The following is a 24,016-nucleotide window of genomic DNA, read 5'->3' as shown; positions in this document are numbered from 1 at the left end:
GCGGGCTTTCCCCGGTGGTCGCCGGGCGGACGTCAGGGAGCGCGCAGGTCGACCAGTTCGGCCAGCGCGTCCCGGTGGACGCCCGCGGTGCCGTAGGCGATGGAGTCGGCCTTGGCCCGCTTCAGGCAGAGGTGGACGGGGTGTTCCCAGGTCATGCCGATGCCGCCGTGCAGTTGGAGGGCCTCCTCGGCGGCGCGCACGGCGACCGGCGCCGCGTACGCCTGGGCGACGGCGACCGCCACGGCCGTCTCCGTGTCGTCGGGGCCGTACGCCAGGGCGTCGGCCGCGTTGCGGGCGGCGGCGCGCAGGCCGACGACGTCCAGCCACAGCTGGGCGAGCCGGTGCTTGAGCGCCTGGAAGCCGCCGACGGACCGGTTGAACTGCTTGCGCTCCTTGAGGTACCGCACGGTCTCGGTCAACGCCCATTCGGCGACGCCGAGTTGTTCGGAGGCCAGCAGTCCGGCACCGGCGCGCAGGGCGCGGCGCACCGCGGGTTCGGCGTCGCCGAGCAGCCGCCCGGCGACGCCGTCCAGGGTGACGGTGGCCAGCGGCCGGGTGAGGTCGAGCGACACCTGCGGTGTGACGGTGACCGCGCCCGTCTCCACCGCGTACAGCCCGCCGTCGTCCGCGGGGACCAGCAGCACGTCCGCGGCCGCCGCGTCGGCGATGCCGGTCAGCTCCCCGTGCAGTGCGTCGTCCTCGAACCGTACGACCTGGTAGGCGCGTTCGGGCGCGACGTTCAGCGCGACGGCGAGCGCGCCGATGCGCCGGCCGGACGCCAGCTCGGCGAGCAGACCGCCCTCGGCCTCGCAGGCGAGCAGGGCCTCGGTGGCGACCACGGCGCTGGTCAGGTACGGCACGGGAGCCACCGCGCGGCCGAGCTCCTCCAGGACCACGGCGGCCTCGCGGTGCGTGGCGCCCTGGCCGCCCCGGTCCTCGGGGACCAGCAGGCCGGCCAGGCCCATGCCGTCAGTGAGCGCCTTCCAGGCGCGGAGGTCGTGCGGGGCGTCGGACTCGGTGCGGGCGATGACGCCGGGCGCGTCGCAGTGGTCGGCGAGCAGGTCCCGGACGGCCGCGCGGAGCGCGTCCTCCTCCTCCGAGTAGAGCAGATCGGGCTCTTTGTTCACCGGGTCAGGTCCTTCCAGGCGACGTCCTTGTCGGTGCGCGGCTCGGCGGGCAGGCCCAGCACGCGCTCGGCGACGATGTTGAGCAGGACCTCGCTGGTCCCGCCCTCGATGCTGTTGCCCTTGGAGCGCAGATAGCGGTAGCCGGCCTCGCGGCCGGTGAAGTCGACCAGCTCCGGGCGCCGCATGGTCCAGTCGTCGTACAGCAGGCCCTCCTCGCCGAGGAGTTCCACCTCCAGGCCGCTGATCTCCTGGTTGAGGCGGGCGAAGGCGAGCTTCATGCCGGCGCCCTCGGGACCGGGCTGGCCCAGCGCGAGCTGCTGGCGCAGGCGTTCGCCGGTGAGCCGGACGACCTCGGCGTCGACCCAGTGCTTCAGCAGCCGCTGGTGGAGGTCGTGGGTGCGCAGTCCGGGGCGTTCGCGCCAGGTGCGGGCGACCGGTCCGATCATGCCGCCCTCGCGCGGCAGCCGCATGCCGCCGATCGCGACCCGCTCGTTGTTCAGCGTGGTCTGCGCGACCCGCCAGCCGTCTCCGGTCTCGCCGAGGCGGCGGGAGTCGGGGATGCGGACGTCGGTGAGGAACACCTCGTTGAACTCGGCCTCACCGGTGATCTGCCGCAGCGGGCGCACCTCGACGCCGGGGTCGGTCATGTCGCACAGGAAGTAGGTGATGCCCCGGTGCTTGGGCACGTCCGGGTCGGTGCGGGCGATGAGGATGGCCCAGCGGGCGACATGGGCGCTGGAGGTCCACACCTTCTGCCCGTTGACGACCCAGTCGTCGCCCTCCCGGACCGCCCGGGTGCCGAGCGCGGCCAGGTCGGACCCGGCGCCGGGCTCGCTGAACAGCTGGCACCACACCTCCTCGCCGGTCCACAGGGGCCGCAGGAAGCGGCGCTTCTGCTCCTCGGTGCCGTAGCGGAGGATCGTCGGCGCGGCCATGCCGAGGCCGATGCCGATCCGCCGGGGGTCGTTGTCGGGCGCCTCGGCGGCCTCCAGCTCGGCGTCCACGACGGCCTGGAGGGTGCGCGGGGCGCCCAGTCCGCCGAGACCCTGCGGGTAGTGCACCCAGGCGAGGCCGGCGTCGAAGCGGGCGCGCAGGAAGTCGGTGCGGTCGGTGGTCGCGGGCGGGTGCGCGGCCAGGAACTCCCGGGTCAGGCGGCGCAGTTCGTCGGCGTCGGTCATGCCACTGCCTCCGTCGTCACGGCGACGCGGCCGGTGGTGACACCGTCACCGACGCGCTGGACGGCGGCCGCGGCCTCGCCCAGCGGCACCCGCTCGCTGATCAGGGGCTTGATCGCACCGCGGGCGGCCAGCTCGGTGAGCTGCTCGTGACAGTGCAGGACCAGCTTGGGGTTCTTGACGTTGTACAGGCCCCAGTGGAGGCCGAGGACCGAGTAGTTCTTCACCAGCGCGTGGTTGAGCGCGGGGCTGGGGATGGTGCCGCTCGCGAAGCCGACGACGACGATACGGCCCTCGAAGGCGACCACCTTGGCCGACTGGGTGTAGGCCTCGCCGCCCACGGGGTCGTAGATCACATCGGCGCCGCGGCCGCCCGTGGCCTGCTTCACCGCGGCGACGACGTCCTCGGCGCGCCGGTCGATCACCACGTCACAGCCCAGCTCCCGGGCGACCGCGGCCTTGTCGGCGCCGCCGACCACGCCGATGACGGTGGCGCCGGCCGCCTTGCCGAGCTGGACGGCCGCGCTGCCGACCCCGCCCGCGGCGGCGTGCACCAGCAGCGTCTCGCCCGCCTCCAGGCCCGCCCGGCGGTGCAGCCCGAACCAGCCCGTCTGGTAGCCGATGTGCATCGCGGCCGCCTCGGCGTCGTCCAGGGAGTCCGGCGCGGGCAGCAGCGCGGCGGCGTCCGCGACGGCGTACTCGGCGAATCCGCCGTGGGGCAGCGCCGGGTTGGCGATCACCCGGCGGCCGTCCTCGGTCTCGCCGCAGATCTCCACGCCGGGCGTGAACGGCAGCGGCGGCCGTACCTGGTAGTGGCCGCGGCACATCAGCACATCGGGGAAGTTGATGTTCGCGGCGCGCACCTTCAGCAGGACCTGGCCGTCCCCGGGCGTGGGCCGCTCGACGTCCGCGAGCCGCATCACCTCGCTCGGCTCGCCGTTCTCGTGCACCTGCCATGCCTGCATTCGGGGCCTCCACGGACTGTGTCGTACGACCGGGTCGAGGGCATACTAAGCGGTCGCTTGCCGATCAGGGAACAGCCCTTTCCGGCAAAGTCGGCCGGCGTGGGCGGACAGCGCCTCGGCGGTGCCGGGCGCTTCGCGCACTTCCTCGCCGTGCCGGCCGATCTCGGCCAGGGAGAATCCCGGCACCCGGGCCGTGCGGACGTAGTACAGCCAGGTGACCACCTCCTCCGGGAAGCCCCGGCAGCCGGCCTCGCGGGGAGCGACGCGCCCCCCGGGTCCCCTCGCTCCCCGCGAGGCCGGCTACGCGTTCTTCGGCCGCGCCCGGACGTGCATCCGCTCCCCCTGCGGCCCGAACAGGCTCAGGAACTCCACCGGCCCCTCCCCCGTCGACCCGAACCAGTGCGGCACCCGGGTGTCGAACTCGGCGGCCTCCCCCGCCCCGAGCACCACGTCGTGCTCGCCGAGCACCAGACGCAGCCTGCCGGACAGGACGTACAGCCACTCGTAGCCCTCGTGGGTGCGCGGGTCGGGCTCCAGGGAGCGCTGGGGCTCGAGCACCTTGAAGGCCTGGAGCCCGCCCGGCTGGCGGGTGAGCGGCCAGTGGGTGCGCCCGTACCGCACGATCGGGGCGGCCCGCACCCGGGGGTCGCCGACCGGCGGCGCGCCGACCAGCTCGTCCAGGGGCACCTGGTGGGCCTGCGCGATCGGGAGCAGCAGTTCCAGGGAGGGCTTGCGCTGCCCTGACTCCAGCCGGGACAGGGTGCTCACGGAGATCCCCGTCGCCTCGGACAGCCCGGCGAGGGTCACCTCCCGCTCCTTGCGCAGCCGCCGCAGCCGGGGGCCCACTTCCGCGAGAACGTCTTCGGTGGTCATGGCCGACATTGCAGTTTCGGCAAACTGGTTTGTCAATCCGGTGAGGCCGGGGCGACCTTCTCGTCAGGAGGTGGTCACGATGACCGAGAAGACCGGGCCGGACGAGAGGAGGGAGAACGCCGTGACGTACGAGGTGATCGTCGTCGGCGGGGGCGCGGCGGGGCTGTCCGCGGCGCTGGTGCTGGGCCGGGCCCGGCGCCGCACCCTCGTCATCGACGCGGGCGAGCCGCGCAACGCGCCCGCCGCGCACATGCAGGGCTATCTCACCCGTGACGGGATGCCGCCCGCCGAGTTCCTGGCGGCCGGGCGCGAGGAGATCGCCCGGTACGGCGTCGGGCTCGTCCGGGACCGGGTGACGGACGTCGCGAGGGACGGGGACGGGGACTTCACCGTCACGCTCGACAGCGGCCGGACCGTACGGGCCCGGCGTCTGGTCGTCGCGACCGGTCTGCGGGACGAGCTCCCGGCGGTGGCGGGCGTCGCCGAGCGCTTCGGCCGCGATGTGCTGCACTGCCCGTACTGCCACGGCTGGGAGGTCCGTGACCGGGCGTTCGGGGTGCTGGCCGCGAACGCGCTGAGCGTGCACCAGGCGCTGATGGTGTCCCAGTGGTCCGAGGACGTCACGCTGTTCCTGCACGAGGTCGCCGGGTCGGAGCTGTCCGAGCAGGACGTGCGCCGGCTCGCGGCGGCCGGGGTGAAGGTCGTGCCCGGCCGGGTGGCGGGGCTGGTGGTGGAGGACGACCGGCTGACCGCTGTCCGGCTCGCGGACGGCACGGCGTACGAGCGTGAGGTGCTGTTCGTGGCGCCCCGGCCGGTGCCGTGCACGGAGCTGTTCGTGAAGCTGGGCGCGGAGATGGACGAGACGCCGTTCGGCACGTACCCCGTGATCGACGAGCGGGGTCTGACCAGTGTCGCGGGGGTGTGGGCGGCGGGCAACGCGTCGGGCTTCGCCGAGCAGGTGGTGAACGCGGCGAGCCGTGGGTATCGGGCTGGTGCCGCGGTGAACGGGGAGTTGCTGTTCGCGGACCTTGACGCGGGGGCGTGACGTGGGGCGTTGCCCTGCCGGGGGCGTCGCGGGTGCGGGGCGTGGTCGGCCGGTCGCGCCGTTCCCCGCGCCCCTCAGGGGCGGGCCGTTCCATCGCGGGTGCGGGTCGTGGTGGGCTGATCGCGCAGTTCCCCGCGCCCCTTGAAAATGGGGCGCCGCCCAAGCCCCGGCCGCCTCGGGTGCGGGGCGTGGTCGGCCGGTCGCGCCGTTCCCCGCACCCCTCAGGGGCGGGCCGTTCCATCGCGGGTGCGGGTCGTGGGGGCTGGTCGCGCCGTTCCCCGCGCCCCTTGAGAGACGGGCCGCCGCCCAGGGCCCCGGCCGCCTCGGGTGCGGGGCGTGGTCGGCCGGTCGCGCCGTTCCCCGCGCCTCTGAGGGCGGGGCGGCGCACCATGACTGCATGTTGTTGAGTCGGGTTGCCGAGGTGTCGCGGGAGGTCGCCGCCGCGTCGGCGAGGTCTCGCAAGATCGCTCTGCTCGCCGGACTGTTCCGGGAGGCGGACGCGCGGGACGCGCCGGTCGTCATCCCGTATCTCGCGGGCCGGCTGCCGCAGGGGCGGCTCGGGGTCGGCTGGAAGACGCTGAGCCGGCCGGTCGAACCGGCCGCCGGGCCGGGCCTGACCGTGCGCGAGGTGGACGCCCGGCTCACCGAGCTCGGCGCGCTCTCCGGCCCCGGCTCGCAGGCCGAACGCGCGAGGCTGGTGGGTGAGTTGATGGGCGCGGCCACGGCGGACGAACAGCGCTTCCTGCTCGGCCTGATCACCGGCGAGGTCCGGCAGGGCGCGCTCGACGCGGTCGCGATCGAGGGGCTGGCGCAGGCGACGGGGGCCGGGGCCGCCGAGGTACGCCGTGCGGTGATGCTGGCCGGGTCGCTGCAGGCCGTGGCCGAGGCGCTGCTCGCCGACGGCCCGCCCGCCCTGGACCGCTTCCGGCTCACCGTAGGCCGCCCGGTCCTGCCGATGCTCGCGCAGACCGCCGCCTCGGTGGCCGAGGCCGTCGGCAGGCTCGGCGCGTGCGCGGTCGAGGAGAAGCTGGACGGCATCCGTGTCCAGGTGCACCGCGACGGCACCGACGTACGCGTCTACACCCGCACCCTCGACGAGATCACGGACCGGCTGCCCGAGGTGACGGCGGCGGCGCTGGGTCTCGCGGGCGAGCGGTTCGTCCTGGACGGGGAGGTGCTGTCGTTCGACGCGGAGGGCCGGCCCCGCTCCTTCCAGGAGACCGCCGGGCGGGTGGGCTCCCGCGTCGACGTGGCGACGGCGGCCGAGTCCGTGCCCGTCTCCCCCGTCTTCTTCGACGCCCTGTCCGTCGACGGCCGCGACCTCCTCGACCTGCCGTTCACCGAGCGGCACGCGGAGCTGGCCCGGCTGGTGCCCGAGCCGATGCGGGTGCGCCGCGCCCTCGCCGCGGGCGCCGACGACGTGGCCCCGGCCGAGGACTTCCTCGCCGGGACCCTGCGCCGCGGCCACGAGGGCGTCGTCGTGAAGGCCCTCGACGCCCCCTACAGCGCGGGCCGAAGGGGAGCGTCCTGGCTCAAGGTGAAACCCGTGCACACCCTCGACCTGGTCGTCCTGGCCGTCGAGTGGGGCAACGGCCGCCGCACCGGCAAGCTGTCCAACCTCCATCTCGGCGCCCGCCGCGCCGACGGCTCGTACGCCATGCTCGGCAAGACGTTCAAGGGAATGACCGACGCGATGCTGGCCTGGCAGACCGAGCGGCTCCGGGGGATCGCGGTGAAGGACGACGGCTGGGTGGTGACCGTACGCCCCGAACTCGTCGTCGAGATCGCCTACGACGGTCTCCAGCGGTCCTCCCGCTACCCGGCGGGCGTCACGCTGCGCTTCGCCCGGGTGGTGCGCTACCGGGAGGACAAGCGGCCTGAGGAGGCGGACACCGTGGAGACCCTGCTGGCCGCCCACCCGGAGGTGCGGCCGTGAGCGCCGCGGGCGGGCGCAGCGCGGGCCTGCTGCTGTACCGCCACGGCGAGGACGGCCTTGAGGTGCTGCTCGGCCACATGGGCGGTCCGTTCTTCGCACGGAAGGACGCCGGCGCGTGGACGGTCCCCAAGGGCGAGTACGACTCGGAGGAACCCGCCTGGGAGGCGGCCCGGCGCGAGTTCCACGAGGAGCTGGGCCTGGAGCCGCCGGACGGTGCGGCCGTACCGCTCGGCGAGGTGCGGCAGCGGGGCGGCAAGGTCGTCACGGTGTGGGCGGTCGAGGCGGACCTGGACCCGGCCACGGTGGTCCCCGGCACGTTCACCATGGAGTGGCCGCCGCGCTCGGGCCGCACCCAGGAGTTCCCCGAGCTGGACCGGGTCGCCTGGTACGGCCTGGAAAGAGCCCGCGAGGTCGTCGTCTCCGCGCAGGCCGCGTTTCTCGACCGCCTCGCGGAACACTCGCCCTGACGTCCACGCGTTGCGGCCCCGGCCGGGGCGCGGGATCGTCGAGACACAGCCCACCCAGGGAGGTCCGGTCATGCCCATCGCTACGGTGAACCCGGCGAACGGCGAGACGCTCAAGACGTACGAGGCCATGGGGGACGAGGAGCTGGAACGCCGGCTCCAGCTCGCCGAGGCCACGTTCCGTACGTACCGCACGAGCGCCTTCGCCGACCGCGCCCGGCTGCTGAACCGGGCCGCCGAGCTGCTGGACGCCGACCAGCAGGACATCGGGCGGGTGATGACCACCGAGATGGGCAAGCCGGTCAAGCAGGCCCGGGCCGAGGCCGCCAAGTGCGCCAAGGCCATGCGCTGGTACGCGGAGAACGCCGAGGCGCTGCTCGCCGACGAGGAGCCCGCCGCCTCGGACGTACGGGACTCCGGGGCGTCCCGGGTGCGGGTGCGCTACCGCCCGCTCGGGCCGGTGCTCGCGGTGATGCCGTGGAACTTCCCGCTGTGGCAGGTGATCCGGTTCGCCGCGCCCGCGCTGATGGCGGGCAACGTGGGCCTGCTGAAGCACGCGTCGAACGTGCCGCAGACCGCGCTGTACCTGGAGGACCTGTTCCACCGGGCGGGCTTCACGGAGGGCTGTTTCCAGACCCTGCTGATCGGCGCCGCCCAGGTGGACGGCGTCCTGCGCGACGAGCGGGTCCGGGCGGCGACGCTCACGGGCAGTGAGCCGGCCGGCCGGGCTGTCGCCTCCACCTCCGGCGAGATGATCAAGAAGACCGTCCTGGAGCTCGGCGGCAGCGACCCTTACGTCGTGATGCCCTCCGCCGACCTCGACCGGGCCGCGCAGACAGCGGTGACCGCGCGGGTGCAGAACAACGGGCAGTCCTGTATCGCCGCGAAGCGGTTCATCGTGCACACGGACGTCTACGACGCCTTCGCCGAACGGTTCGTGACCGCGATGAAGGCGCTCAAGGTCGGTGACCCGATGGAGGAGGACACGGACGTCGGTCCGCTCGCCACCGAGCAGGGGCGCGCGGACGTGGAGGAGCTGGTGGACGACGCGACACGCAGCGGGGCGGACCTGCTGTGCGGCGGTCACCGGCTGCGCCGTCCCGAGCTGCCGGGCTGGTACTACCCGCCGACGGTGCTGGCCGGGATCACCCGCGAGATGCGCATCCACCGCGAGGAGGCGTTCGGTCCGGTGGCGACGCTGTACCGGGCGGGCGACCTGGACGAGGCCGTGCTCATCGCCAACGACTCGCCGTTCGGGCTGAGTTCGAACGTCTGGACCCGCGACGAGGCCGAAGTGGACCGGTTCGTCCGGGATCTGGAGGCGGGCGCGGTCTACGTCAACGGCATGACCGCCTCGCATCCGGCGTTCCCGTTCGGCGGTGTGAAGAGCTCGGGGTACGGGCGTGAGCTGTCCGGGCACGGAATCCGCGAGTTCTGCAACATCACGACGGTTTGGCACGGTGCGTGACGGTCGCGCGGTTACGATCGCCGATGTGCGCGAAGTGACTCTGCCGCTGATTGTCGACGACCGTGGGGCCCTGCAGGTGGCCGCGGCCGATGTGAGCAAGCTGCTGCGCACGATGGGCGCGCGCTGGGTGCATCTGGTCGAGGCCGGGGACCGGGAGCTCGACGAGGAGACGGTCGCCGCCCTGACGATCGAGCTGGCGAAGCTGGCCGACCGGATCGACGTGGCCTGTATCGCCCACAGCAGCGGGCAGTCCTGAGTCCGGCCTCCCCGTTCCGGGTGCTCGCCCCGCCGGGGTCCGGCGGCGCCACCCGGGTACGCGTCCGGGGCGGGGAGTCGTTCTCCGCCCCGGAGGGCGAGCCGGACGGGCTCGCCTCCGGGCGGCGCGGAGAGACCGCGGTCAGCGGATGGGCAGCCCGGCGAGGGTGCGGGCGATGACCAGGCGCTGGATCTCGCTGGTGCCCTCGAAGATCGTGTAGATCGCCGAGTCGCGGTGCATCCGCTCCACCGGGTACTCACGGGTGTAGCCGTTGCCGCCGAGGATCTGGATCGCCTGGGCGGTGACCTGCTTGGCGGTCTCGGAGGCGAACAGCTTCGACATGGAGCCCTCGGCCGCGGTGAACGGCTTGCCGTTGACCGCCATCCAGGAGGCGCGCCAGACGAGCAGCCGGGCCGCGTCGACCGAGGTGCGCATGTCCGCGAGCTGGAAGGCGACGCCCTGGTTGTCGATGATGGGCCGGCCGAACTGCTCGCGGGTCCTGGCGTAGTCGAGGGCGACCTCGTACGCGGCACGGGCGGTGCCGACCGCCATGGCGCCGACCGCGGGGCGCGAGGCCTCGAAGGTGGCCATGGCCGCGTTCTTCACGCGCTCGCCGCCGGACCTGGCGCGCTCGCGGGCGCGGGCCAGCCGCTCGTCCAGCTTCTCCTTGCCGCCCAGCAGGCAGGAGCCCGGCACCCGTACCTGGTCCAGGACGACCTCGGCGGTGTGCGAGGCGCGGATGCCGTGCTTCTTGAACTTCTGGCCCTGGGAGAGGCCGGGGGTGTTCGGCGGGACGATGAAGGAGGCGTGGCCCTTGGAGCCGAGCTCCGGGTCGACGACCGCGACGACCACGTGGACGTTGGCGATGCCGCCGTTCGTCGCCCAGGTCTTCGTGCCGTTGATCACCCATTCGTCGGTGGCCTCGTCGTACACCGCGCGGGTGCGCATCGAGCCGACGTCGGAACCGGCGTCCGGCTCGGAGGAGCAGAACGCGGCGACCTTGACGTCGTTGGCGTCGCCGTACATCTGGGGGATCCAGGTGCCGATCTGCTCCTCCGTGCCGTTGGCGAGGACGCCTACGGCGGCGAGACCGGTGCCGACGATGGACAGGGCGATACCGGCGTCGCCCCAGAACAGCTCCTCCATGGCCATCGGAATGCCGAGGCCGGTCGGGTCGAAGTACTGCTGGGCGTAGAAGTCCAGGGAGTAGATGCCGACCTTGGCGGCCTCCTGGATGACCGGCCAGGGGGTCTCCTCACGCTCGTCCCATTCGGCGGCCGCGGGCCGGATGACATCGGCGGCGAAGCCGTGCAGCCAGTCGCGGACCTCCTTCTGTTCGTCGTTGAGCTCCATGGTGAACTCGGCCATGTCCCCTCCAGCGGCGGCACCTGCGCGTTACTTGCGGTAACCGCAGTCTGTTACCGACGAGTAGGAAAAGTCAACTCATCGTGGTTCCTCGGCATCCCGTTCGATGCGCGGGACGTCCCGAGTGTTAGTTTGCGCTGGCGTCACCGAATCAGCACGGGTGGGGAGAGCACATGGACACCACGCAGCGGACCGAGCAGCAGAGGTCCGCCGACCGCCGACGGCGCGAGCTGCTGGAGGCCGCGGACCGAGTGGTGCTCCGGGACGGCCCCCAGGCCTCCATGAACGCCATCGCCGCGGAGGCCGGGATCACCAAGCCGATCCTCTACCGGCACTTCGGGGACAAGGGCGGTCTGTACGCCGCCCTCGCCAAGCGGCACACCGACGCCCTGCTGGACTCGCTGCGGGCCGCCCTGGACGCGCCCGCGGACCGGCGCGAGCGGGTGGAGGCGACCCTCGACACCTACCTCGCCGCGATCGAGGCCCGGCCCCAGGTCTACCGGTTCCTGATGCACCCCTCGGAGGGCGGCCAGCCGGGCGACGCCGGGTTCGACATCGGCAGGTACTCCGCCCCGGTGCTGCGGCGCATGGGCGAGGAACTGGCCACGGTCATCGAGGAACGGCTGGACCTCGGACCGGGGTCGCAGCAGCTGGCCAGGGTGTGGGGGCACGGCATCGTCGGCATGATGCACGCCGCCGGTGACTGGTGGCTGGGCGAACGCCCCTGCTCCCGGGCCGAACTGGTACGGAGTCTGGCGGACCTGCTGTGGGGGCGGTTGGCCGCCGCCGGGGACCGGGTCGGCGGGCCCGGGTTCTGACTCAGGCCGCGTCTCACGGAATCGCCCGCGTCCGCCGTGGGGGCCCGCGCCCCGGAGGCTCAGCTCCAGGGCGACTTGGCCACCTGCCTCATCAGCCGGCGATGGCGCCGGCCCGTCACCCGGTCCGCGTAGACCGTCCCGTCCAGGTGGTCGCACTCGTGCTGGAGGCAGCGGGCGAACCAGCCCGTGCCGTGGATCGTGACGGGCTCACCCGTCACCGTGAAGCCCTCGACCACGGCGTGGTCGTGGCGGACCGTGCCCGCCTCCAGCCCCGGCAGGGACAGACAGCCCTCCGGGCCGCGGATCTCCACACCGTCCACCGCGACGAGCCGGGGGTTCACGACATGCCCGAGATGCCGTACGTCTTCGTCGTCGGGACAGTCGTAGACGAAGACGCGCAGTGACTCCCCCACCTGGTTGGCGGCCAGGCCCACGCCCTCGGCGGCGTACATCGTGGCGAACAAGTCCTCGACGAGGGCGGCGAGTCCGGGGCCGAAGTCGGTGACCTCGGCGCAGGGGGTGTGGAGCACCGGGGAACCGAGCAGGGTGAGGGGCCGGACCCGCCCGCGGGCGCCCGGGATGAAGCCTTGTCGCATGGCGGCAAGGGTACGGTCTGCAGGTCGCGACAGGTGCGTGCCTGGATCGTGACGGTGCCGCGATTCGGGCACGTGAGTGGATCTCGATAGGCTGAGGCCACACCACGTGGCCGTCGAGGCTTTCGAAGCGGCGCGTAAGCAAGGAGGATCGAGGACTGATGGCAGGCAATTCGGACCCGCTCACTCCGCGGGCCAAGCTCGCCGTGACCGCCGGCAAGGCTGTCGCGGCGGCATCCCGTGCCGCGGGGCGCGGGAGCGGTTCGGTGATCGGCGGACGGGTGGCCCTCAAGCTCGACCCCGACCTGCTCGCCCGGCTGGCACAGAACCTGGACGTGGTCCTGGTCTCGGCGACCAACGGCAAGACCACCACCACCCGGCTCATCGCCGAGGCGCTGCGCGCGGCCGGACCGGTCGTGTCCAACGCCCTCGGCGCCAACATGCCGGCCGGTATCACCTCGGCGCTGGCGGGCGGCTCGGAGTCGAAGTTCGGCGTGATCGAGGTCGACGAGAAGTACCTCGCTGGTGTCGCCCGGGACACCGCCCCGAAGTGCATCGCCCTCCTCAACCTCTCGCGCGACCAGCTCGACCGCGCCGCGGAGACCCGCATGCTCGCGGAGAACTGGCGCGAGGGTCTCGCGGGCTCCAAGGCGGTGATCGTGGCGAACGCCGACGACCCGCTGGTCGTGTGGGCCGCGTCCTCCTCGCCGAACGTGATCTGGGTCGCCGCCGGCCAGATGTGGAAGGACGACGCCTGGTCGTGCCCGTCCTGCGGCGGTGTGATGCAGCGCCCCGGCGACGACTGGTTCTGCGGCGACTGCGGCTTCCGCCGCCCGAACCCGACCTGGGCGCTCTCCGGCGACCACGTCCTCGACCCGCACGGCTCCGCCTGGCCGATCCATCTCCAGCTGCCGGGCCGCGCCAACAAGGCCAACGCCGCCTCCTCGGCCGCCGTCGCCGCCGTGTTCGGCGTGCCGCCGCAGGTCGCCCTGGAGCGGATGTACCAGGTGCAGGCCGTCGCCGGACGCTACGACGTGGTGCAGTACATGCAGCGCGATCTGCGGCTGCTGCTCGCCAAGAACCCCGCGGGCTGGCTGGAGACGTTCTCCCTGATCGACCCGCCGCCGACCCCGGTGATCCTGTCCGTGAACGCGCGCGGCGCCGACGGCACCGACACCTCGTGGCTGTGGGACGTCGACTACACCCGCCTGACCGGCCACCCGATCTTCGTGATCGGCGACCGGAAGCTGGACCTCGCGGTGCGTCTGGAGGTCGCGAACCAGCACTTCCAGGTCTGCGAGAACCTCGACCAGGCCGTCCAGCAGGCCCCGCCCGGCCGGATCGAGGTCATCGCGAACTACACCGCGTTCCAGGACCTGCGCCGGATCGTCGGCAACTGAACAGGGAGGACGATCACTTCATGAGCGACAACCAACTGCGGCTGGTGTGGATCTACCCCGACCTGCTCAGCACCTACGGCGACCAGGGCAACGCGCTCGTCGTCGAGCGGCGGGCCCGCCAGCGCGGTCTCGACGTGGCCCGGATGGACGTGCGCAGCGACCAGCCGATCCCGACGTCCGGCGACATCTACCTGATCGGCGGCGGCGAGGACCGGCCGCAGCGGCTGGCTGCCGAGCGGCTGCGCCGCGACGGACATCTGTACCAGGCGGTGCAGAACGGCGCGATCGTGTTCGCGGTGTGCGCCGGGTACCAGATCCTCGGCCACGAGTTCGTCAACGACCTCGGCCAGCGGGAGCCCGGCCTCGGGCTGCTGGACGTCACCACGGTGCGCGGGACGGGCGAGCGGTGCGTCGGCGACGTCCTAGGCGACATCGACCCGCGGCTGGGCCTGCCCCCGCTGACGGGCTTCGAGAACCACCAGGGCGTCACCCAGCTCGGCCCCACCGCCCGTCCGTTCGCCCGGGTCCGCCTGGGCAAGGGCAACGGCACGGGGGACGGCACGGAGGGGGCGTACAACGACACCGTGTTCGGCACGTACATGCACGGGCCGGTGCTCGCGCGCAACCCGCTGATCGCCGACCTGCTGCTGAAGCTGGCGCTCGACGTCAACGCCCTGCCGCCGATCGACGACCGCTGGTACGAGGCGCTGCGCAACGAGCGCATCGCCGCCGCGCAGCAGCCCGCCTGACCCCGTACGGCGTCGCACGAGCCGCCCTGGGCCCCCGTGGCCCCGGGCGGCTCTTCTTTCATGTCCCGTCGACCGCTCTCCAGATGCCCGAAACGCGGAGGAAAGACGGAGGAAAGAAGGCTCCGTCACCGTACTGCGAGGGCCCCTCTGACAGGCCGTCCGCTCACATGTGCGGGCACGTCCACCAGGCGGACGCCCATGGTGGTGCGACCCCCTCACGCCGGTAGGGTGACCGGGATCAAGCCGGACGACGTGGTCCGGTCCTCGGCCCCCACGTTGCAAAGGTATTTCGGGCTATGCGCATTGGTGTCCTCACGTCCGGCGGCGACTGCCCCGGCCTGAACGCCGTCATCCGGTCCGTCGTGCACCGTGCCGTCGTCGACCACGGCGACGAGGTCATCGGCTTCCGGGACGGCTGGAAGGGCCTCCTGGAGTGCGACTACATGAAGCTCGACCTGGACGCGGTGGGCGGCATCCTCGCCCGCGGCGGAACCATCCTCGGTTCCTCCCGCGTCCAGCCGTCCCATCTGCGGGACGGGGTCGAGCGGGCCAAGGGCCATGTCGCGGACCTCGGACTCGACGCGATCATCCCGATCGGCGGCGAGGGCACGCTCAAGGCGGCCCGGCTCATGTCCGACAGCGGTCTGCCCGTCGTCGGCGTGCCGAAGACCATCGACAACGACATCGCTGTCACGGACGTCACCTTCGGCTTCGACACGGCCGTCGGTGTGGCGACCGAGGCCCTCGACCGGCTCAAGACCACCGCCGAGTCCCACCAGCGGGTGCTCGTCGTCGAGGTCATGGGACGGCACACCGGCTGGATCGCCCTGCACTCCGGCATGGCCGCGGGTGCCCACGCCATCGTGGTGCCCGAGCGGCCCTTCGACATCGAGGAACTCGCCACCGTGGTCGGCGAGCGGTTCGAGGCGGGCAAGCGGTTCGCGATCGTGGTCGCCGCGGAGGGTGCCAAGCCGCGGGCCGGGAGCATGGAGTTCGACGAGGGCGGCAAGGACATCTACGGCCACGAGCGGTTCGCGGGCATCGCCCGGCAGCTCTCGGTCGAACTCGAGCGGCGGCTCGGCAAGGAGGCCCGTCCGGTCATCCTCGGGCATGTGCAGCGCGGTGGTACGCCGACCGCGTACGACCGGGTGCTGGCGACGCGGTTCGGGTGGCACGCGGTGGAGGCCGTGCACCGGGGTGAGTTCGGGAAGATGACGGCTCTGCGGGGCACGGACATCGTCATGGTGTCGCTGGCCGAGGCCGTGCAGACGCTGAAGACGGTGCCGGAGGGGCGGTACGCCGAGGCGGAGTGCGTGCTCTAGCCGTCCGGCGGTCGGCGGTTTCCTCCGGCCCGTGGTGCGGGTGCGGGTTCGTCGTGGCTTGTCGCGCCCGCGCGGCGGAGCCGCGTGATCGATACAGCCCCGCGCCCCTGATTGCGCTGATCCGCCCCCGGTCGCGAGTGCGGCTGGGGGCGGTTCTACTCTTGGTGCCGGACCAAAGCGCACAACCCCCCACGAAAGCAGGAGCCGGCTATGGAGCACAGCGGGCACGGCATGACCATGGATCTGCCGCCGTTCACGCTGGGGCGCGGTCTTCAGTGGTCGCCGGACGGGTTCTTCCTCGTCGCCTGTCTGCTGGGGACCGCGCTGTACGTGTGGGGGGTCGTGCGGCTGCGGCGGCGCGGGGACGCCTGGTCGCTCGGGCGGACCGTGGCCTTCGTCTCCGGGGTGCTGAGCATCGCGCTGGTGATGTGCACCGGGCTGAACGACTACGGCATGGTCATGTTCAGCGTGCACATGGTGCAGCACATGGTGATCAGCATGCTGTCGCCGATCCTGATCCTGCTCGGCGCGCCGGTCACCCTCGCGCTGCGGGCGCTGCCCGTCGCCGGACGGGGCCGCAAGGGTCCGCGGGAACTGCTGCTGGCGCTGCTGCACAGCCGGTACATGCGGGTGGTCACGCACCCGGCGTTCACCATCCCGATGTTCATCGCGAGCCTGTACGGGCTCTACTTCACCCCGCTGTTCGACACGCTGATGGGGTCCCAGGCGGGCCACACCGTGATGATGATCCACTTCCTGCTGGTCGGGGTGTTCTTCTTCTGGCCGATCATGGGCGTCGACCCGGGCCCGCAGCGGCCGGGGTATCTGATGCGGATGCTGGAGCTGTTCGCGGGCATGCCGTTCCACGCGTTCTTCGGCATCGCGCTGATGATGGGCTCGACCCCGATGGTGAAGACGTACAGCGACCCGCCCGCCTCGCTCGGGATCGACGCGCTCGCCGACCAGAACGCGGCCGGCGGTATCGCCTGGGCCTTCAGCGAGATCCCCTCGGTGCTGGTGCTGATCGCACTGCTGTTCCAGTGGTACGGCTCCGAGCAGCGGCAGGCCAAGCGCAGCGACCGGGCCGCGGACCGGGACGGCGACAAGGAGCTGGAGGCGTACAACGCCTATCTCGCCTCGCTGAACGCGCGCAGCCGCTGAGCGGTCGTCCCCGCCCGGGACCCGTCTCGCCCCCTCGCTTCTCTCCCGTTTCTCCTCCTGTCCCCGCGCCGGAAACCGGACGTATTTGCGGATCGGGGCCGCTTCGGCGCGGATCCGGGGCACCATGGAGGGACGGACCACGAGGAGGGTGTCGCGATGCCCGGTTCCACGGACAGCTCCACGAAGACCATGGGGGTTCTCACCCTCGGCGGGCTCGTCATGGTGACGGCCTACACGGCGGTGCTCGGCAGCAACGGCTGGCTGTGGTTCGGCTGGGTCGTGCTGGGTCTGATCACCCTCGGCATGGTGGCCACCCGCAGCACCTGAGCAGTACGGCGCCCTGGTTCAGCCCCGGCCGAGGCGGGCCGCCGAGTGCACGCCCGGCTGGTACTTCGGCAGCCGGGCGGTCACCTTCATCCCGGCGCCGGGGGCGGTCTCGATGACGAGGCCGTGGTCGTCACCGTAGACCTGGCGGAGCCGGTCGTCGACGTTGCACAGCCCGATGCCGCCGGAGGGGCTGACCTCGCCCGCGAGGATGCGGCGCAGCAGCGCGGGGTCCATGCCGGCGCCGTCGTCCTCGATGACGACCAGCGCCTCGGCGCCCGCGTCCCGCGCGGTGATGCCGATGCGGCAGGTGTCCGCCGTGCCCTCGAGGCCGTGCTTCACGGCGTTCTCGACGAGCGGCTGGAGACAGAGGAAGGGCAGCGCGACGGGCAGCACCTCGGGTGCTATCTGGAGGGTGACGGCGAGGCGGTCGCCGAAGCGTGCGCGGACCAGGGCGAGGTACTGGTCGATGGCGTGGAGCTCGTCGGCGAGGGTGGTGAAGTCGCCGTGCCTGCGGAACGAGTAGCGGGTGAAGTCGGCGAACTCCAGCAGCAGCTCCCGGGCCCGCTCGGGGTCGGTGCGCACGAAGCTGGCGATCACCGCGAGCGAGTTGAAGATGAAGTGGGGCGAGATCTGGGCGCGCAGGGCCTTGATCTCGGCCTCGATCAGCCGGGTGCGGGAGCGGTCGAGGTCGGCCAGTTCCAGTTGGACGGAGACCCAGCGGGCCACCTCGCCCGCGGCGCGGACCAGCACGGCGGACTCCCGGGGCGCGCAGGCGACCAGGGCTCCGTGGACCCGGTCGTCGACGGTGAGCGGGGCGACCACGGCCCAGCGGACCGGGCAGGCGGGGCTGGGGCAGGTCAGCGGGAAGGCCTCGCCCCGACCGGTCTCCAGCGCGCCCGCGAGGCGTTCCATGATGTCGTCGCGGTGGTGCGCGCCGACGCCGTCCCAGACCAGGACCCGTTCCTCGTCGGTGAGGCACAGGGCCTCGGTGCCGAGCAGGGAGCGCAGTCGGCGGGCAGACCTGCGGGCCGTCTCCTCGGTCAGGCCTGCCCGCAGCGAGGGTGCCGCCAGCGAGGCGGTGTGCAGGGTCTGGAAGGTGGCGTGCTCGACGGGTGTGCCGAGGCCGTCGCCTCGGCCCTCCCGGCGGGCCGTGCGCCGGCCGAGCCAGAAGCCCGCCGCCAGCAGGGGCAGGACGGCCACGCAGAGCCCCGCCACGAATCCGGTCACGCCTTCGCCTCCACTCTCAGCTCCTCGGGGAGATGGAACCGCGCGAGGATCGCCGCCGTGCCCGCCGGGACCCGGCCCGGGGTGGCGAGCGACACCAGGACCATGGTGAGGAAGCCCAGCGGCACCGACCACAGCGCGGGCCAGGCCAGCAGGGCGTGCAGTCCGCCCGGCCCGAGGAAGCCGGCCATGGTGGCGGTGACGGCGAGGAACGCCGAGCCTCCGCCCACCAGCATCCCGGCGGCCGCGCCCGGCGGCGTCAGCCGGCGCCACCAGATGCCGAGGACGAGCAGCGGGCAGAAGGAGGACGCCGACACGGCGAAGGCGAGCCCGACCGCGTCCGCCACCGGCAGCCCGCCCGCCAGCGCGCTCGCCGCCAGCGGCACCAGCATGGCGAGGCCGGTGCCCAGCCGGAACTGCCGTACGCCGCGGAGATCCGTCAGCAGGGCCCTGGGCAGTACGTCCTGGGTGAGGACGCCCGCGACGGCCATGGTCAGTCCGGACGCCGTGGACAGGAACGCGGCGAAGGCGCCCCCGGCGACCAGCGCCCCGAGCAGGTCGCCCGCGGCACCACCGAGCATCCGGCCCGGCAGCAGCATGACGGCCGCGTCGGCGTCGCCGGTGATGGTCAGCTCGGGGGCGTAGAGGCGGCCGAGGGCGCCGTAGACCGGCGGCAGCAGATAGAAGCCGCCGACCAGGGCGAGGACGGCGACCGTGGTGCGGCGGGCGGCCACACCGTGCGGGCTGGTGTAGAAGCGGACGACGACGTGGGGCAGGCCCATGGTGCCGAGGAAGGTGGCGAGGATCAGGCCGTACGTCGCGTACAGGGGGCGTTCGGCGCGGCCGGCCGCGAGGGAGGTCGACATGCCGCCGTTGCCGCCGCGCTCGGCCGTGGGGACGGCGGTGCCGGGGGCGAAGGTGAGCCGGGTGCCCCCGTCGATGCGGTGGGTGCCGGCGGGCAGGGTGGTCTCGCGGTCCTCGTAGCGGGCGCCGTCGACGGTGCCGGTGACGGTGGCCGTCAGGGGGCGGTCGAGCTTGAGGTCGAGGCTGTCGTCGACGCGGACCGTGCGCTGCTCGCGGAAGGCGGCGGGCTCCTCGAAGGCGTGGCTCGGGCGGCCGTCCTGCTGCCAGGCCAGGACCAGGAAGAGGGCGGGCACGAGGAGCGCGGTGAGCTTGAGCCAGTACTGGAAGGCCTGCACGAAGGTGATGCTGCGCATGCCGCCCGCCGCGACGGTGACCGTGACGACGACGGCGACGATGACACCGCCGAGCCAGTCGGGGGCGCCGGTCAGGACGGTGAGGGTGAGCCCGGCGCCCTGGAGCTGGGGCAGCAGATAGAGCCAGCCCACACCGACGACGAAGGCCCCGGCGAGCCGCCGTACGGCCTGGGAGGCGAGCCGCGCCTCGGCGAAGTCGGGCAGCGTGTAGGCGCCGGAGCGGCGCAGCGGGGCGGCGACGAAGAGCAGCAGGACGAGATAGCCGGCGGTGTAGCCGACCGGGTACCAGAGCATGTCGGGGCCTTGGACCAGGACGAGGCCGGCGATGCCGAGGAAGGAGGCCGCCGACAGGTACTCGCCGCTGATGGCGGCGGCGTTCAGCCGGGGGCCGACCGTGCGGGAGGCGACGTAGAAGTCGGAGGTGGTGCGGGAGATGCGCAGGCCGAAGGCGCCGACGAGGATCGTCGCCACGACCACCAGGGCGACCGCCGGTACGGCGTAGCCGGGGTTCACCGGACGTCGGTCACGGGGCGGCTCACCGGTCCTCGACGAGGCTGACGAAGTCCCGCTCGTTGCGTTCGGCGCGGCGCACGTACCAGCGGGCGAGCAGTACGAGGGGTGCGTACAGGCCGAAGCCGAGGACGCCCCACTCCAGGCGGCGGGCGGCGGGCATGGCGCTGAAGAGCAGGGGCAGCGGGCCGACGAGCAGGACGAGGACGGCGAACGCGGTGAGCGCGGCGCGCAGTTGGCTGCGCATCAGGGAGCGGACGTAGGTGTGGCCCAGGGTGGTCTGCTCGTCGATCTCGGTGCGCGGGCGCAGGCGGGCCGGGGTGCGGCGGGTGCGGCGGGGCGGGCCGGTGACGACGACCCGGGTCTCGGCGGGGTCCTGGGGCATGTCAGGGCCTCCGCATCAGCAGGTCCCGCAGCTCGCGCGCGTGCCGGCGGCTGACCTGGAGCTCCTCGGCGCCGACCAGGACGCTCACGGAGCCCGCGTCCAGGCGGAGTTCGGCGATGTGGCGCAGGGCGACGAGGTGGCGGCGGTGGATGCGGACGAAGCCGCGGGCGCGCCAGCGGTCCTCCAGGGTGGACAGCGGGATGCGGACCAGATGGCTGCCGCGGGCGGTGTGCAGCCGGGCGTAGTCGCCGCGGGCCTCGACATGGGTGATGTCGTCGACGGCGACGAAGCGGGTCACACCGCCGAGTTCGACGGGTATCTGGTCGGGGTCGGGCTCGTGCACGGGTATGCGCGGGGCGGGGCCGGCCGGCGGTTCCGTGCCGCGCGGGGCGCCTGGCTTGAGGTCGCAGGCGCGGCGGACGGCCTCCGCGAGGCGTTCGCGGCGGACGGGTTTGAGGACGTAGTCGACGGCGTCGAGGTCGAAGGCCTGGACGGCGAAGTCCTCGTGGGCGGTGACGAAGACGACCAGCGGGGGCCTGGCGAAGCCGGTGAGCAGCCGGGCGAGGTCGAGGCCGTCGAGGCCGGGCAGGTTGATGTCGAGGAAGACGACGTCGATGGCCTCGGGACCGTCGGGGCCGCTCTCCAGGGCCCGGTTGATGCGGCGCAGCGCCTCGGTGGCGTCGCCCGCGCCCTCCACGCTGCCGACGCGGGGGTCGGCGTTGAGGAGGTAGAGCAGTTCCTCCAGCGAGGGGCGTTCGTCGTCGACAGCCAGGGCGCGCAGCATGAACGTGGAGTGTAGGCGTGATCGGCGGGCCTGGACACGGACTCGGCGAGGACGTTCGCGTGGGACGCGGCAGGCGCGTTTGCGCTGGATACAGTGGCGGTGTGAACAGCAGCACCCCTCCGTTCGACGAGCTCGACCGGAAGATCATCACCGCCCTGATGGCGAACGCCCGGTCCAGTTTCGCCGAGATCGGCGGGGCGATCGGGCTGTCGGCGACGGCGGTCAAGCGCCGGGTGGACCGGCTGCGCGAGACCGGCGTGATCACCGGGTTCACGGCGACCGTGCGGCCCTCGGCGCTGGGCTGGCGCACGGAGGCGTACGTCGAGGTGTACTGCGAGGGCGCGGCGCCGCCGCGGCGGCTCGCCGAGGTGGTGCGCAACCATCCGGAGATCACCGCGGCGATGACGGTGACGGGCGGAGCGGACGCGCTGCTGCATGTGCGGGCGCGGGACGTGGGGCACTTCGAGGAGGTGCTGGAGCGCATCCGTACGGAGCCCTTCATCCGCAAGACGATCAGTGTGATGGTGCTGTCCCATCTGCTGCCGGAGAGTCCGGAGGCGGGTGCGTCCCAGCCCGCCCCCGAGGGCGCATGAGACGTGCGTAAGCCCTGATCGACACGCAGCATTCCTGCGCGGACGCGCAGCTTTTGTTTCTTGTCGGGCGTCGGTGTCGGTTTCTACCGTGGTATCACCCCTGACCGATCACCCCAGGAAGCGGAGGGACCCCTCTGTGACCGACAGCCGTGTGCCGCGCCGGCGGCGTTACCTCGTCTGCGAACCCAGACACTTCGCCGTGCAGTACGCGATCAATCCCTGGATGCATCCCGACGTCGAGGTCGATGTCGACCTGGCCCAGGAGCAGTGGCAGGAGCTGATCCGCACCTACCGTGCCCACGGGCACACCGTCGACTCCGTGCAGCCTGTCGCCGGACTGCCCGACATGGTGTTCGCCGCGAACTCGGCGGTCGTCGTCGACGGCCGCGTCCTCGGCTCGCTGTTCCACGCGGAGGAGCGGCGCCCGGAGTCCGTGCACTACGACATGTGGTTCAAGCAGGCCGGTTTCGCCGTGCACCGCCCGGAGTCGGTGTGCGAGGGCGAGGGCGACCTGGTCTGGACGGGCCGGTACCTGCTCGCCGGGCACGGCTTCCGCACCACCCGTGAGGCGCACCGCGAGGCGCAGGAGTTCTTCGGCCGTCCGGTGATCAGTCTGAACCTGGTGGACCCGTACTTCTACCACCTGGACACGGCGCTGTTCGTGCTGGACGACTCGGGCGACGGCAACAACATCGTCTACTACCCCGAGGCGTTCTCGCCCGGCAGCCGTGAGGTGCTCGAACGGCTCTTCCCGGACGCGGTGAGGGCGACCCGCGAGGACGCCACCTCCTTCGGGCTGAACTCCGTGTCGGACGGCCGCCATGTGTTCATCGCGCCGCAGGCCGAGGCGCTCGCCGGGAAACTCGCCGAGCGCGGCTATGTCCCCGTCGCCGTCGACCTGTCGGAGTTCCTGAAGGCCGGCGGCGGCATCAAGTGCTGCACCCAGGAGATCCGCTGATGACCGCACCCGCCCGCACCCGCTCCTCCGCCGAGCTGATCCGCGCCGAGGAGCCGGTCCTCGCCCACAACTACCACCCGCTGCCCGTGGTCGTGGCGCGTGCCGAGGGCACCTGGGTGGAGGACGTCGAGGGCCGCCGCTATCTCGACATGCTGTCCGGGTACTCGGCCCTCAACTTCGGCCACCGCAACCCGGCGCTGACCGAGGCCGCGCACCGTCAGCTGGACCGCCTCACGCTCACCTCGCGGGCGTTCCACAACGACCGGCTCGCCGAGTTCGCCCACCGGCTCGCCGCGCTCACCGGGCACGACATGGTGCTGCCGATGAACACCGGCGCCGAGGCGGTGGAGAGCGCCATCAAGGTGGCCCGCAAGTGGGCCTACGAGGTCAAGGGCGTGCCCGCCGACCGGGCCACGATCGTGGTCGCGGCGGAGAACTTCCACGGCCGTACGACGACCATCGTCGGCTTCTCCACCGACGAGACCGCGCGGGCCGGGTTCGGACCGTTCGCGCCCGGCTTCAGGATCGTGCCGTACGACGACCTCGCCGCGCTGGAGGAGGCCGTCGACGAGACGACCGCCGCCGTGCTGATCGAGCCGATCCAGGGCGAGGCCGGCGTCGTCATCCCCGGCGACGGCTACCTCACCGGGGTCCGTGAACTGACCCGCCGCCAGGGGTGTCTGTTCATCGCCGACGAGATCCAGTCCGGCCTCGGCCGCACCGGGCGCACCCTCGCCGTCGAGCACGAGGACGTCGTCCCGGACCTGGTGCTGCTCGGCAAGGCGCTGGGCGGCGGCATCGTGCCGGTGTCCGCGGTGATCGGCAGCCGCGAGGTGCTCGGGGTGCTGCGGCCGGGCGAGCACGGCTCGACCTTCGGCGGCAACCCGCTGGCCGCGGCGGTCGGCACGGCCGTGGTGGAGCTGCTGGAGACCGGCGAGTTCCAGCGCCGTGCCTCGGAGCTGGGCGTGGTGCTGCGCGACGGGCTGACCGAGCTGGTCGGCAAGGGTGTCGTCGGCTTCCGCGCGCGCGGCCTGTGGGCGGGCGTCGACATCGATCCGGCCATCGGCACGGGCCGCGAGATCAGCGAGCGCCTGATGCGCGAGGGTGTCCTGGTCAAGGACACGCACGGCTCCACGATCCGGATCGCGCCGCCGCTGACCATCACCGCGGAGGAACTCCTGTCGGCGATGGGCTCGCTGGAGAAGGTGCTGACGGGCTGACCGGCGTCCCGGTCCTTCGGGGGCGCGGCCTTGGGTCGGCCGCGCCCCGCTTCCGGGGGCCGGGTTTCCGGCTCCGGCGGG

At 72.8% G+C, this 24,016-nt stretch carries 25 protein-coding genes; 14 read left to right on the top strand and 11 right to left on the bottom strand.

The features are described from left to right. Nucleotides 1-32: 32 nt before the first annotated feature. The 5 genes from ACFYR0_RS05705 to ACFYR0_RS05685 form a co-directional block, all read right to left on the bottom strand. Nucleotides 33-1,127, bottom strand: a complete 1,095-nt coding sequence (locus ACFYR0_RS05705) for an acyl-CoA dehydrogenase family protein (RefSeq protein ID WP_389322233.1) — start codon at nt 1,125-1,127, stop codon at nt 33-35. Next, on the bottom strand, nt 1,124-2,305 hold the full coding sequence (locus tag ACFYR0_RS05700) for an acyl-CoA dehydrogenase family protein (protein ID WP_389322230.1): 1,182 nt from the start codon (nt 2,303-2,305) through the stop codon (nt 1,124-1,126). Before ACFYR0_RS05700 ends, ACFYR0_RS05705 begins: the two co-directional genes overlap by 4 nt. Then, nucleotides 2,302-3,267, bottom strand: coding sequence for an NADPH:quinone oxidoreductase family protein (locus ACFYR0_RS05695; RefSeq protein WP_389322228.1), 966 nt, complete (start codon nt 3,265-3,267; stop codon nt 2,302-2,304). Before ACFYR0_RS05695 ends, ACFYR0_RS05700 begins: the two co-directional genes overlap by 4 nt. Nucleotides 3,268-3,312: 45 nt before the next feature. Beyond that, on the bottom strand, nt 3,313-3,489 hold the full coding sequence (locus ACFYR0_RS05690; RefSeq protein ID WP_389322226.1) for a hypothetical protein: 177 nt from the start codon (nt 3,487-3,489) through the stop codon (nt 3,313-3,315). 78 nt (nt 3,490-3,567) lie between these two features. After that, complete coding sequence (locus tag ACFYR0_RS05685) at nt 3,568-4,140, bottom strand: helix-turn-helix domain-containing protein (protein WP_386379580.1); 573 nt, start codon at nt 4,138-4,140, stop codon at nt 3,568-3,570. Nucleotides 4,141-4,219: 79 nt separating this feature from the next. On the opposite strand from ACFYR0_RS05685, the gene ACFYR0_RS05680 reads away from it, so the two are divergent. From ACFYR0_RS05680 to ACFYR0_RS05660, 5 genes are all read left to right on the top strand, one after another. Beyond that, nucleotides 4,220-5,185, top strand: coding sequence for an NAD(P)/FAD-dependent oxidoreductase (locus tag ACFYR0_RS05680; RefSeq protein WP_389322223.1), 966 nt, complete (start codon nt 4,220-4,222; stop codon nt 5,183-5,185). Between the two features lie 397 nt (nt 5,186-5,582). After that, nucleotides 5,583-7,121 (top strand): ATP-dependent DNA ligase, encoded by a 1,539-nt coding sequence (locus tag ACFYR0_RS05675; RefSeq protein ID WP_389322221.1) that lies wholly within the window; start codon nt 5,583-5,585, stop codon nt 7,119-7,121. Continuing rightward, the gene (locus ACFYR0_RS05670) at nt 7,118-7,588 is read left to right on the top strand and encodes an NUDIX domain-containing protein (protein WP_389322219.1); all 471 of its coding nucleotides are present in this window, start codon (nt 7,118-7,120) and stop codon (nt 7,586-7,588) included. The genes ACFYR0_RS05675 and ACFYR0_RS05670 overlap by 4 nt, the downstream gene beginning before the upstream one ends. A 70-nt stretch (nt 7,589-7,658) precedes the next feature. Further along, nucleotides 7,659-9,053, top strand: coding sequence for an NADP-dependent succinic semialdehyde dehydrogenase (locus ACFYR0_RS05665; RefSeq protein WP_389322217.1), 1,395 nt, complete (start codon nt 7,659-7,661; stop codon nt 9,051-9,053). Nucleotides 9,054-9,078: 25 nt separating this feature from the next. After that, complete coding sequence (locus tag ACFYR0_RS05660) at nt 9,079-9,309, top strand: DUF6213 family protein (protein ID WP_389322215.1); 231 nt, start codon at nt 9,079-9,081, stop codon at nt 9,307-9,309. Between the two features lie 141 nt (nt 9,310-9,450). Here the strand turns inward: ACFYR0_RS05660 and ACFYR0_RS05655 are convergent, their stop codons facing one another. Beyond that, entirely contained in the window at nt 9,451-10,677 is a 1,227-nt protein-coding gene (locus ACFYR0_RS05655) for an acyl-CoA dehydrogenase family protein (RefSeq protein ID WP_389322213.1), read from the bottom strand. Nucleotides 10,678-10,847: 170 nt separating this feature from the next. On the opposite strand from ACFYR0_RS05655, the gene ACFYR0_RS05650 reads away from it, so the two are divergent. Further along, complete coding sequence (locus ACFYR0_RS05650) at nt 10,848-11,492, top strand: TetR family transcriptional regulator (protein WP_389322211.1); 645 nt, start codon at nt 10,848-10,850, stop codon at nt 11,490-11,492. Nucleotides 11,493-11,551: 59 nt separating this feature from the next. Here ACFYR0_RS05650 and def read toward each other — a convergent pair whose 3' ends face one another. Beyond that, nucleotides 11,552-12,088 carry a peptide deformylase gene (gene def / locus ACFYR0_RS05645; RefSeq protein WP_389322209.1) on the bottom strand — a complete coding sequence of 179 codons (537 nt, stop codon included), beginning with the start codon at nt 12,086-12,088 and terminating at the stop codon, nt 11,552-11,554. Nucleotides 12,089-12,246: 158 nt separating this feature from the next. Between def and ACFYR0_RS05640 the strand changes: the two genes are divergently transcribed. From ACFYR0_RS05640 to ACFYR0_RS05620, 5 genes are all read left to right on the top strand, one after another. Beyond that, a complete protein-coding gene (locus ACFYR0_RS05640; RefSeq protein ID WP_386379589.1) occupies nt 12,247-13,485 on the top strand; it encodes a MurT ligase domain-containing protein in 1,239 nt (412 codons plus the stop codon). A 20-nt stretch (nt 13,486-13,505) separates the two neighbouring features. Beyond that, complete coding sequence (locus ACFYR0_RS05635) at nt 13,506-14,234, top strand: type 1 glutamine amidotransferase (protein ID WP_386379590.1); 729 nt, start codon at nt 13,506-13,508, stop codon at nt 14,232-14,234. Between the two features lie 296 nt (nt 14,235-14,530). Then, entirely contained in the window at nt 14,531-15,556 is a 1,026-nt protein-coding gene (locus ACFYR0_RS05630; protein WP_386379591.1) for a 6-phosphofructokinase, read from the top strand. Between the two features lie 210 nt (nt 15,557-15,766). Then, nucleotides 15,767-16,717: a cytochrome c oxidase assembly protein gene (locus ACFYR0_RS05625; protein WP_389322206.1), complete on the top strand. Its 951-nt coding sequence runs from the start codon at nt 15,767-15,769 to the stop codon at nt 16,715-16,717. A 156-nt stretch (nt 16,718-16,873) separates the two neighbouring features. Further along, the gene (locus ACFYR0_RS05620) at nt 16,874-17,044 is read left to right on the top strand and encodes a hypothetical protein (RefSeq protein WP_386379593.1); all 171 of its coding nucleotides are present in this window, start codon (nt 16,874-16,876) and stop codon (nt 17,042-17,044) included. A gap of 18 nt (nt 17,045-17,062) precedes the next feature. Here ACFYR0_RS05620 and ACFYR0_RS05615 read toward each other — a convergent pair whose 3' ends face one another. The 4 genes from ACFYR0_RS05615 to ACFYR0_RS05600 are packed head-to-tail and all read right to left on the bottom strand — an operon-like array spanning nt 17,063 to nt 21,164. Beyond that, nucleotides 17,063-18,271, bottom strand: a complete 1,209-nt coding sequence (locus ACFYR0_RS05615) for a sensor histidine kinase (RefSeq protein ID WP_389322203.1) — start codon at nt 18,269-18,271, stop codon at nt 17,063-17,065. After that, on the bottom strand, nt 18,268-19,998 hold the full coding sequence (locus ACFYR0_RS05610) for a cation acetate symporter (RefSeq protein WP_389322201.1): 1,731 nt from the start codon (nt 19,996-19,998) through the stop codon (nt 18,268-18,270). Before ACFYR0_RS05610 ends, ACFYR0_RS05615 begins: the two co-directional genes overlap by 4 nt. 22 nt (nt 19,999-20,020) lie before the next feature. Continuing rightward, entirely contained in the window at nt 20,021-20,380 is a 360-nt protein-coding gene (locus tag ACFYR0_RS05605) for a hypothetical protein (RefSeq protein ID WP_389322199.1), read from the bottom strand. Between the two features lies 1 nt (nt 20,381). Beyond that, a complete protein-coding gene (locus ACFYR0_RS05600; RefSeq protein WP_389322197.1) occupies nt 20,382-21,164 on the bottom strand; it encodes a LytR/AlgR family response regulator transcription factor in 783 nt (260 codons plus the stop codon). A 101-nt stretch (nt 21,165-21,265) separates the two neighbouring features. Here ACFYR0_RS05600 and ACFYR0_RS05595 point away from each other — a divergent pair, with 101 nt between their 5' ends. The 3 genes from ACFYR0_RS05595 (at nt 21,266) to rocD (ending at nt 23,935) form a co-directional block, all read left to right on the top strand. Continuing rightward, nucleotides 21,266-21,757, top strand: coding sequence for an Lrp/AsnC family transcriptional regulator (locus ACFYR0_RS05595; RefSeq protein WP_389322195.1), 492 nt, complete (start codon nt 21,266-21,268; stop codon nt 21,755-21,757). A 136-nt stretch (nt 21,758-21,893) separates the two neighbouring features. After that, on the top strand, nt 21,894-22,715 hold the full coding sequence (gene ddaH, locus ACFYR0_RS05590) for a dimethylargininase (RefSeq protein WP_389322193.1): 822 nt from the start codon (nt 21,894-21,896) through the stop codon (nt 22,713-22,715). Continuing rightward, nucleotides 22,715-23,935, top strand: coding sequence for an ornithine--oxo-acid transaminase (gene rocD / locus ACFYR0_RS05585; protein WP_389322191.1), 1,221 nt, complete (start codon nt 22,715-22,717; stop codon nt 23,933-23,935). The genes ddaH and rocD overlap by 1 nt, the downstream gene beginning before the upstream one ends. The last annotated feature ends 81 nt before the right edge of the window (nt 23,936-24,016 follow it).

Source organism: Streptomyces sp. NPDC005017, from assembly GCF_042873115.1.
In the GTDB taxonomy this organism is placed as follows: domain Bacteria; phylum Actinomycetota; class Actinomycetes; order Streptomycetales; family Streptomycetaceae; genus Streptomyces.
This window is presented reverse-complemented; position numbering and strand designations above follow the sequence as displayed.

What these genes read in the sequence shown, in the direction of transcription:
- ACFYR0_RS05655 (WP_389322213.1), bottom strand. Translation starts at nt 10,677, where the DNA reads ATGGCCGAGTTCACCATGGAGCTCAACGACGAACAGAAGGAGGTCCGC.
- ACFYR0_RS05650 (WP_389322211.1), top strand. Translation starts at nt 10,848, where the DNA reads ATGGACACCACGCAGCGGACCGAGCAGCAGAGGTCCGCCGACCGCCGA.
- rocD (WP_389322191.1), top strand. Translation starts at nt 22,715, where the DNA reads ATGACCGCACCCGCCCGCACCCGCTCCTCCGCCGAGCTGATCCGCGCC.
- ACFYR0_RS05685 (WP_386379580.1), bottom strand. Translation starts at nt 4,140, where the DNA reads ATGACCACCGAAGACGTTCTCGCGGAAGTGGGCCCCCGGCTGCGGCGG.
- ACFYR0_RS05630 (WP_386379591.1), top strand. Translation starts at nt 14,531, where the DNA reads ATGCGCATTGGTGTCCTCACGTCCGGCGGCGACTGCCCCGGCCTGAAC.
- ACFYR0_RS05640 (WP_386379589.1), top strand. Translation starts at nt 12,247, where the DNA reads ATGGCAGGCAATTCGGACCCGCTCACTCCGCGGGCCAAGCTCGCCGTG.
- def (WP_389322209.1), bottom strand. Translation starts at nt 12,088, where the DNA reads ATGCGACAAGGCTTCATCCCGGGCGCCCGCGGGCGGGTCCGGCCCCTC.
- ACFYR0_RS05695 (WP_389322228.1), bottom strand. Translation starts at nt 3,267, where the DNA reads ATGCAGGCATGGCAGGTGCACGAGAACGGCGAGCCGAGCGAGGTGATG.
- ACFYR0_RS05665 (WP_389322217.1), top strand. Translation starts at nt 7,659, where the DNA reads ATGCCCATCGCTACGGTGAACCCGGCGAACGGCGAGACGCTCAAGACG.
- ACFYR0_RS05625 (WP_389322206.1), top strand. Translation starts at nt 15,767, where the DNA reads ATGGAGCACAGCGGGCACGGCATGACCATGGATCTGCCGCCGTTCACG.
- ACFYR0_RS05680 (WP_389322223.1), top strand. Translation starts at nt 4,220, where the DNA reads ATGACCGAGAAGACCGGGCCGGACGAGAGGAGGGAGAACGCCGTGACG.
- ACFYR0_RS05635 (WP_386379590.1), top strand. Translation starts at nt 13,506, where the DNA reads ATGAGCGACAACCAACTGCGGCTGGTGTGGATCTACCCCGACCTGCTC.
- ACFYR0_RS05675 (WP_389322221.1), top strand. Translation starts at nt 5,583, where the DNA reads ATGTTGTTGAGTCGGGTTGCCGAGGTGTCGCGGGAGGTCGCCGCCGCG.
- ACFYR0_RS05620 (WP_386379593.1), top strand. Translation starts at nt 16,874, where the DNA reads ATGCCCGGTTCCACGGACAGCTCCACGAAGACCATGGGGGTTCTCACC.
- ACFYR0_RS05600 (WP_389322197.1), bottom strand. Translation starts at nt 21,164, where the DNA reads ATGCTGCGCGCCCTGGCTGTCGACGACGAACGCCCCTCGCTGGAGGAA.
- ACFYR0_RS05605 (WP_389322199.1), bottom strand. Translation starts at nt 20,380, where the DNA reads ATGCCCCAGGACCCCGCCGAGACCCGGGTCGTCGTCACCGGCCCGCCC.
- ACFYR0_RS05700 (WP_389322230.1), bottom strand. Translation starts at nt 2,305, where the DNA reads ATGACCGACGCCGACGAACTGCGCCGCCTGACCCGGGAGTTCCTGGCC.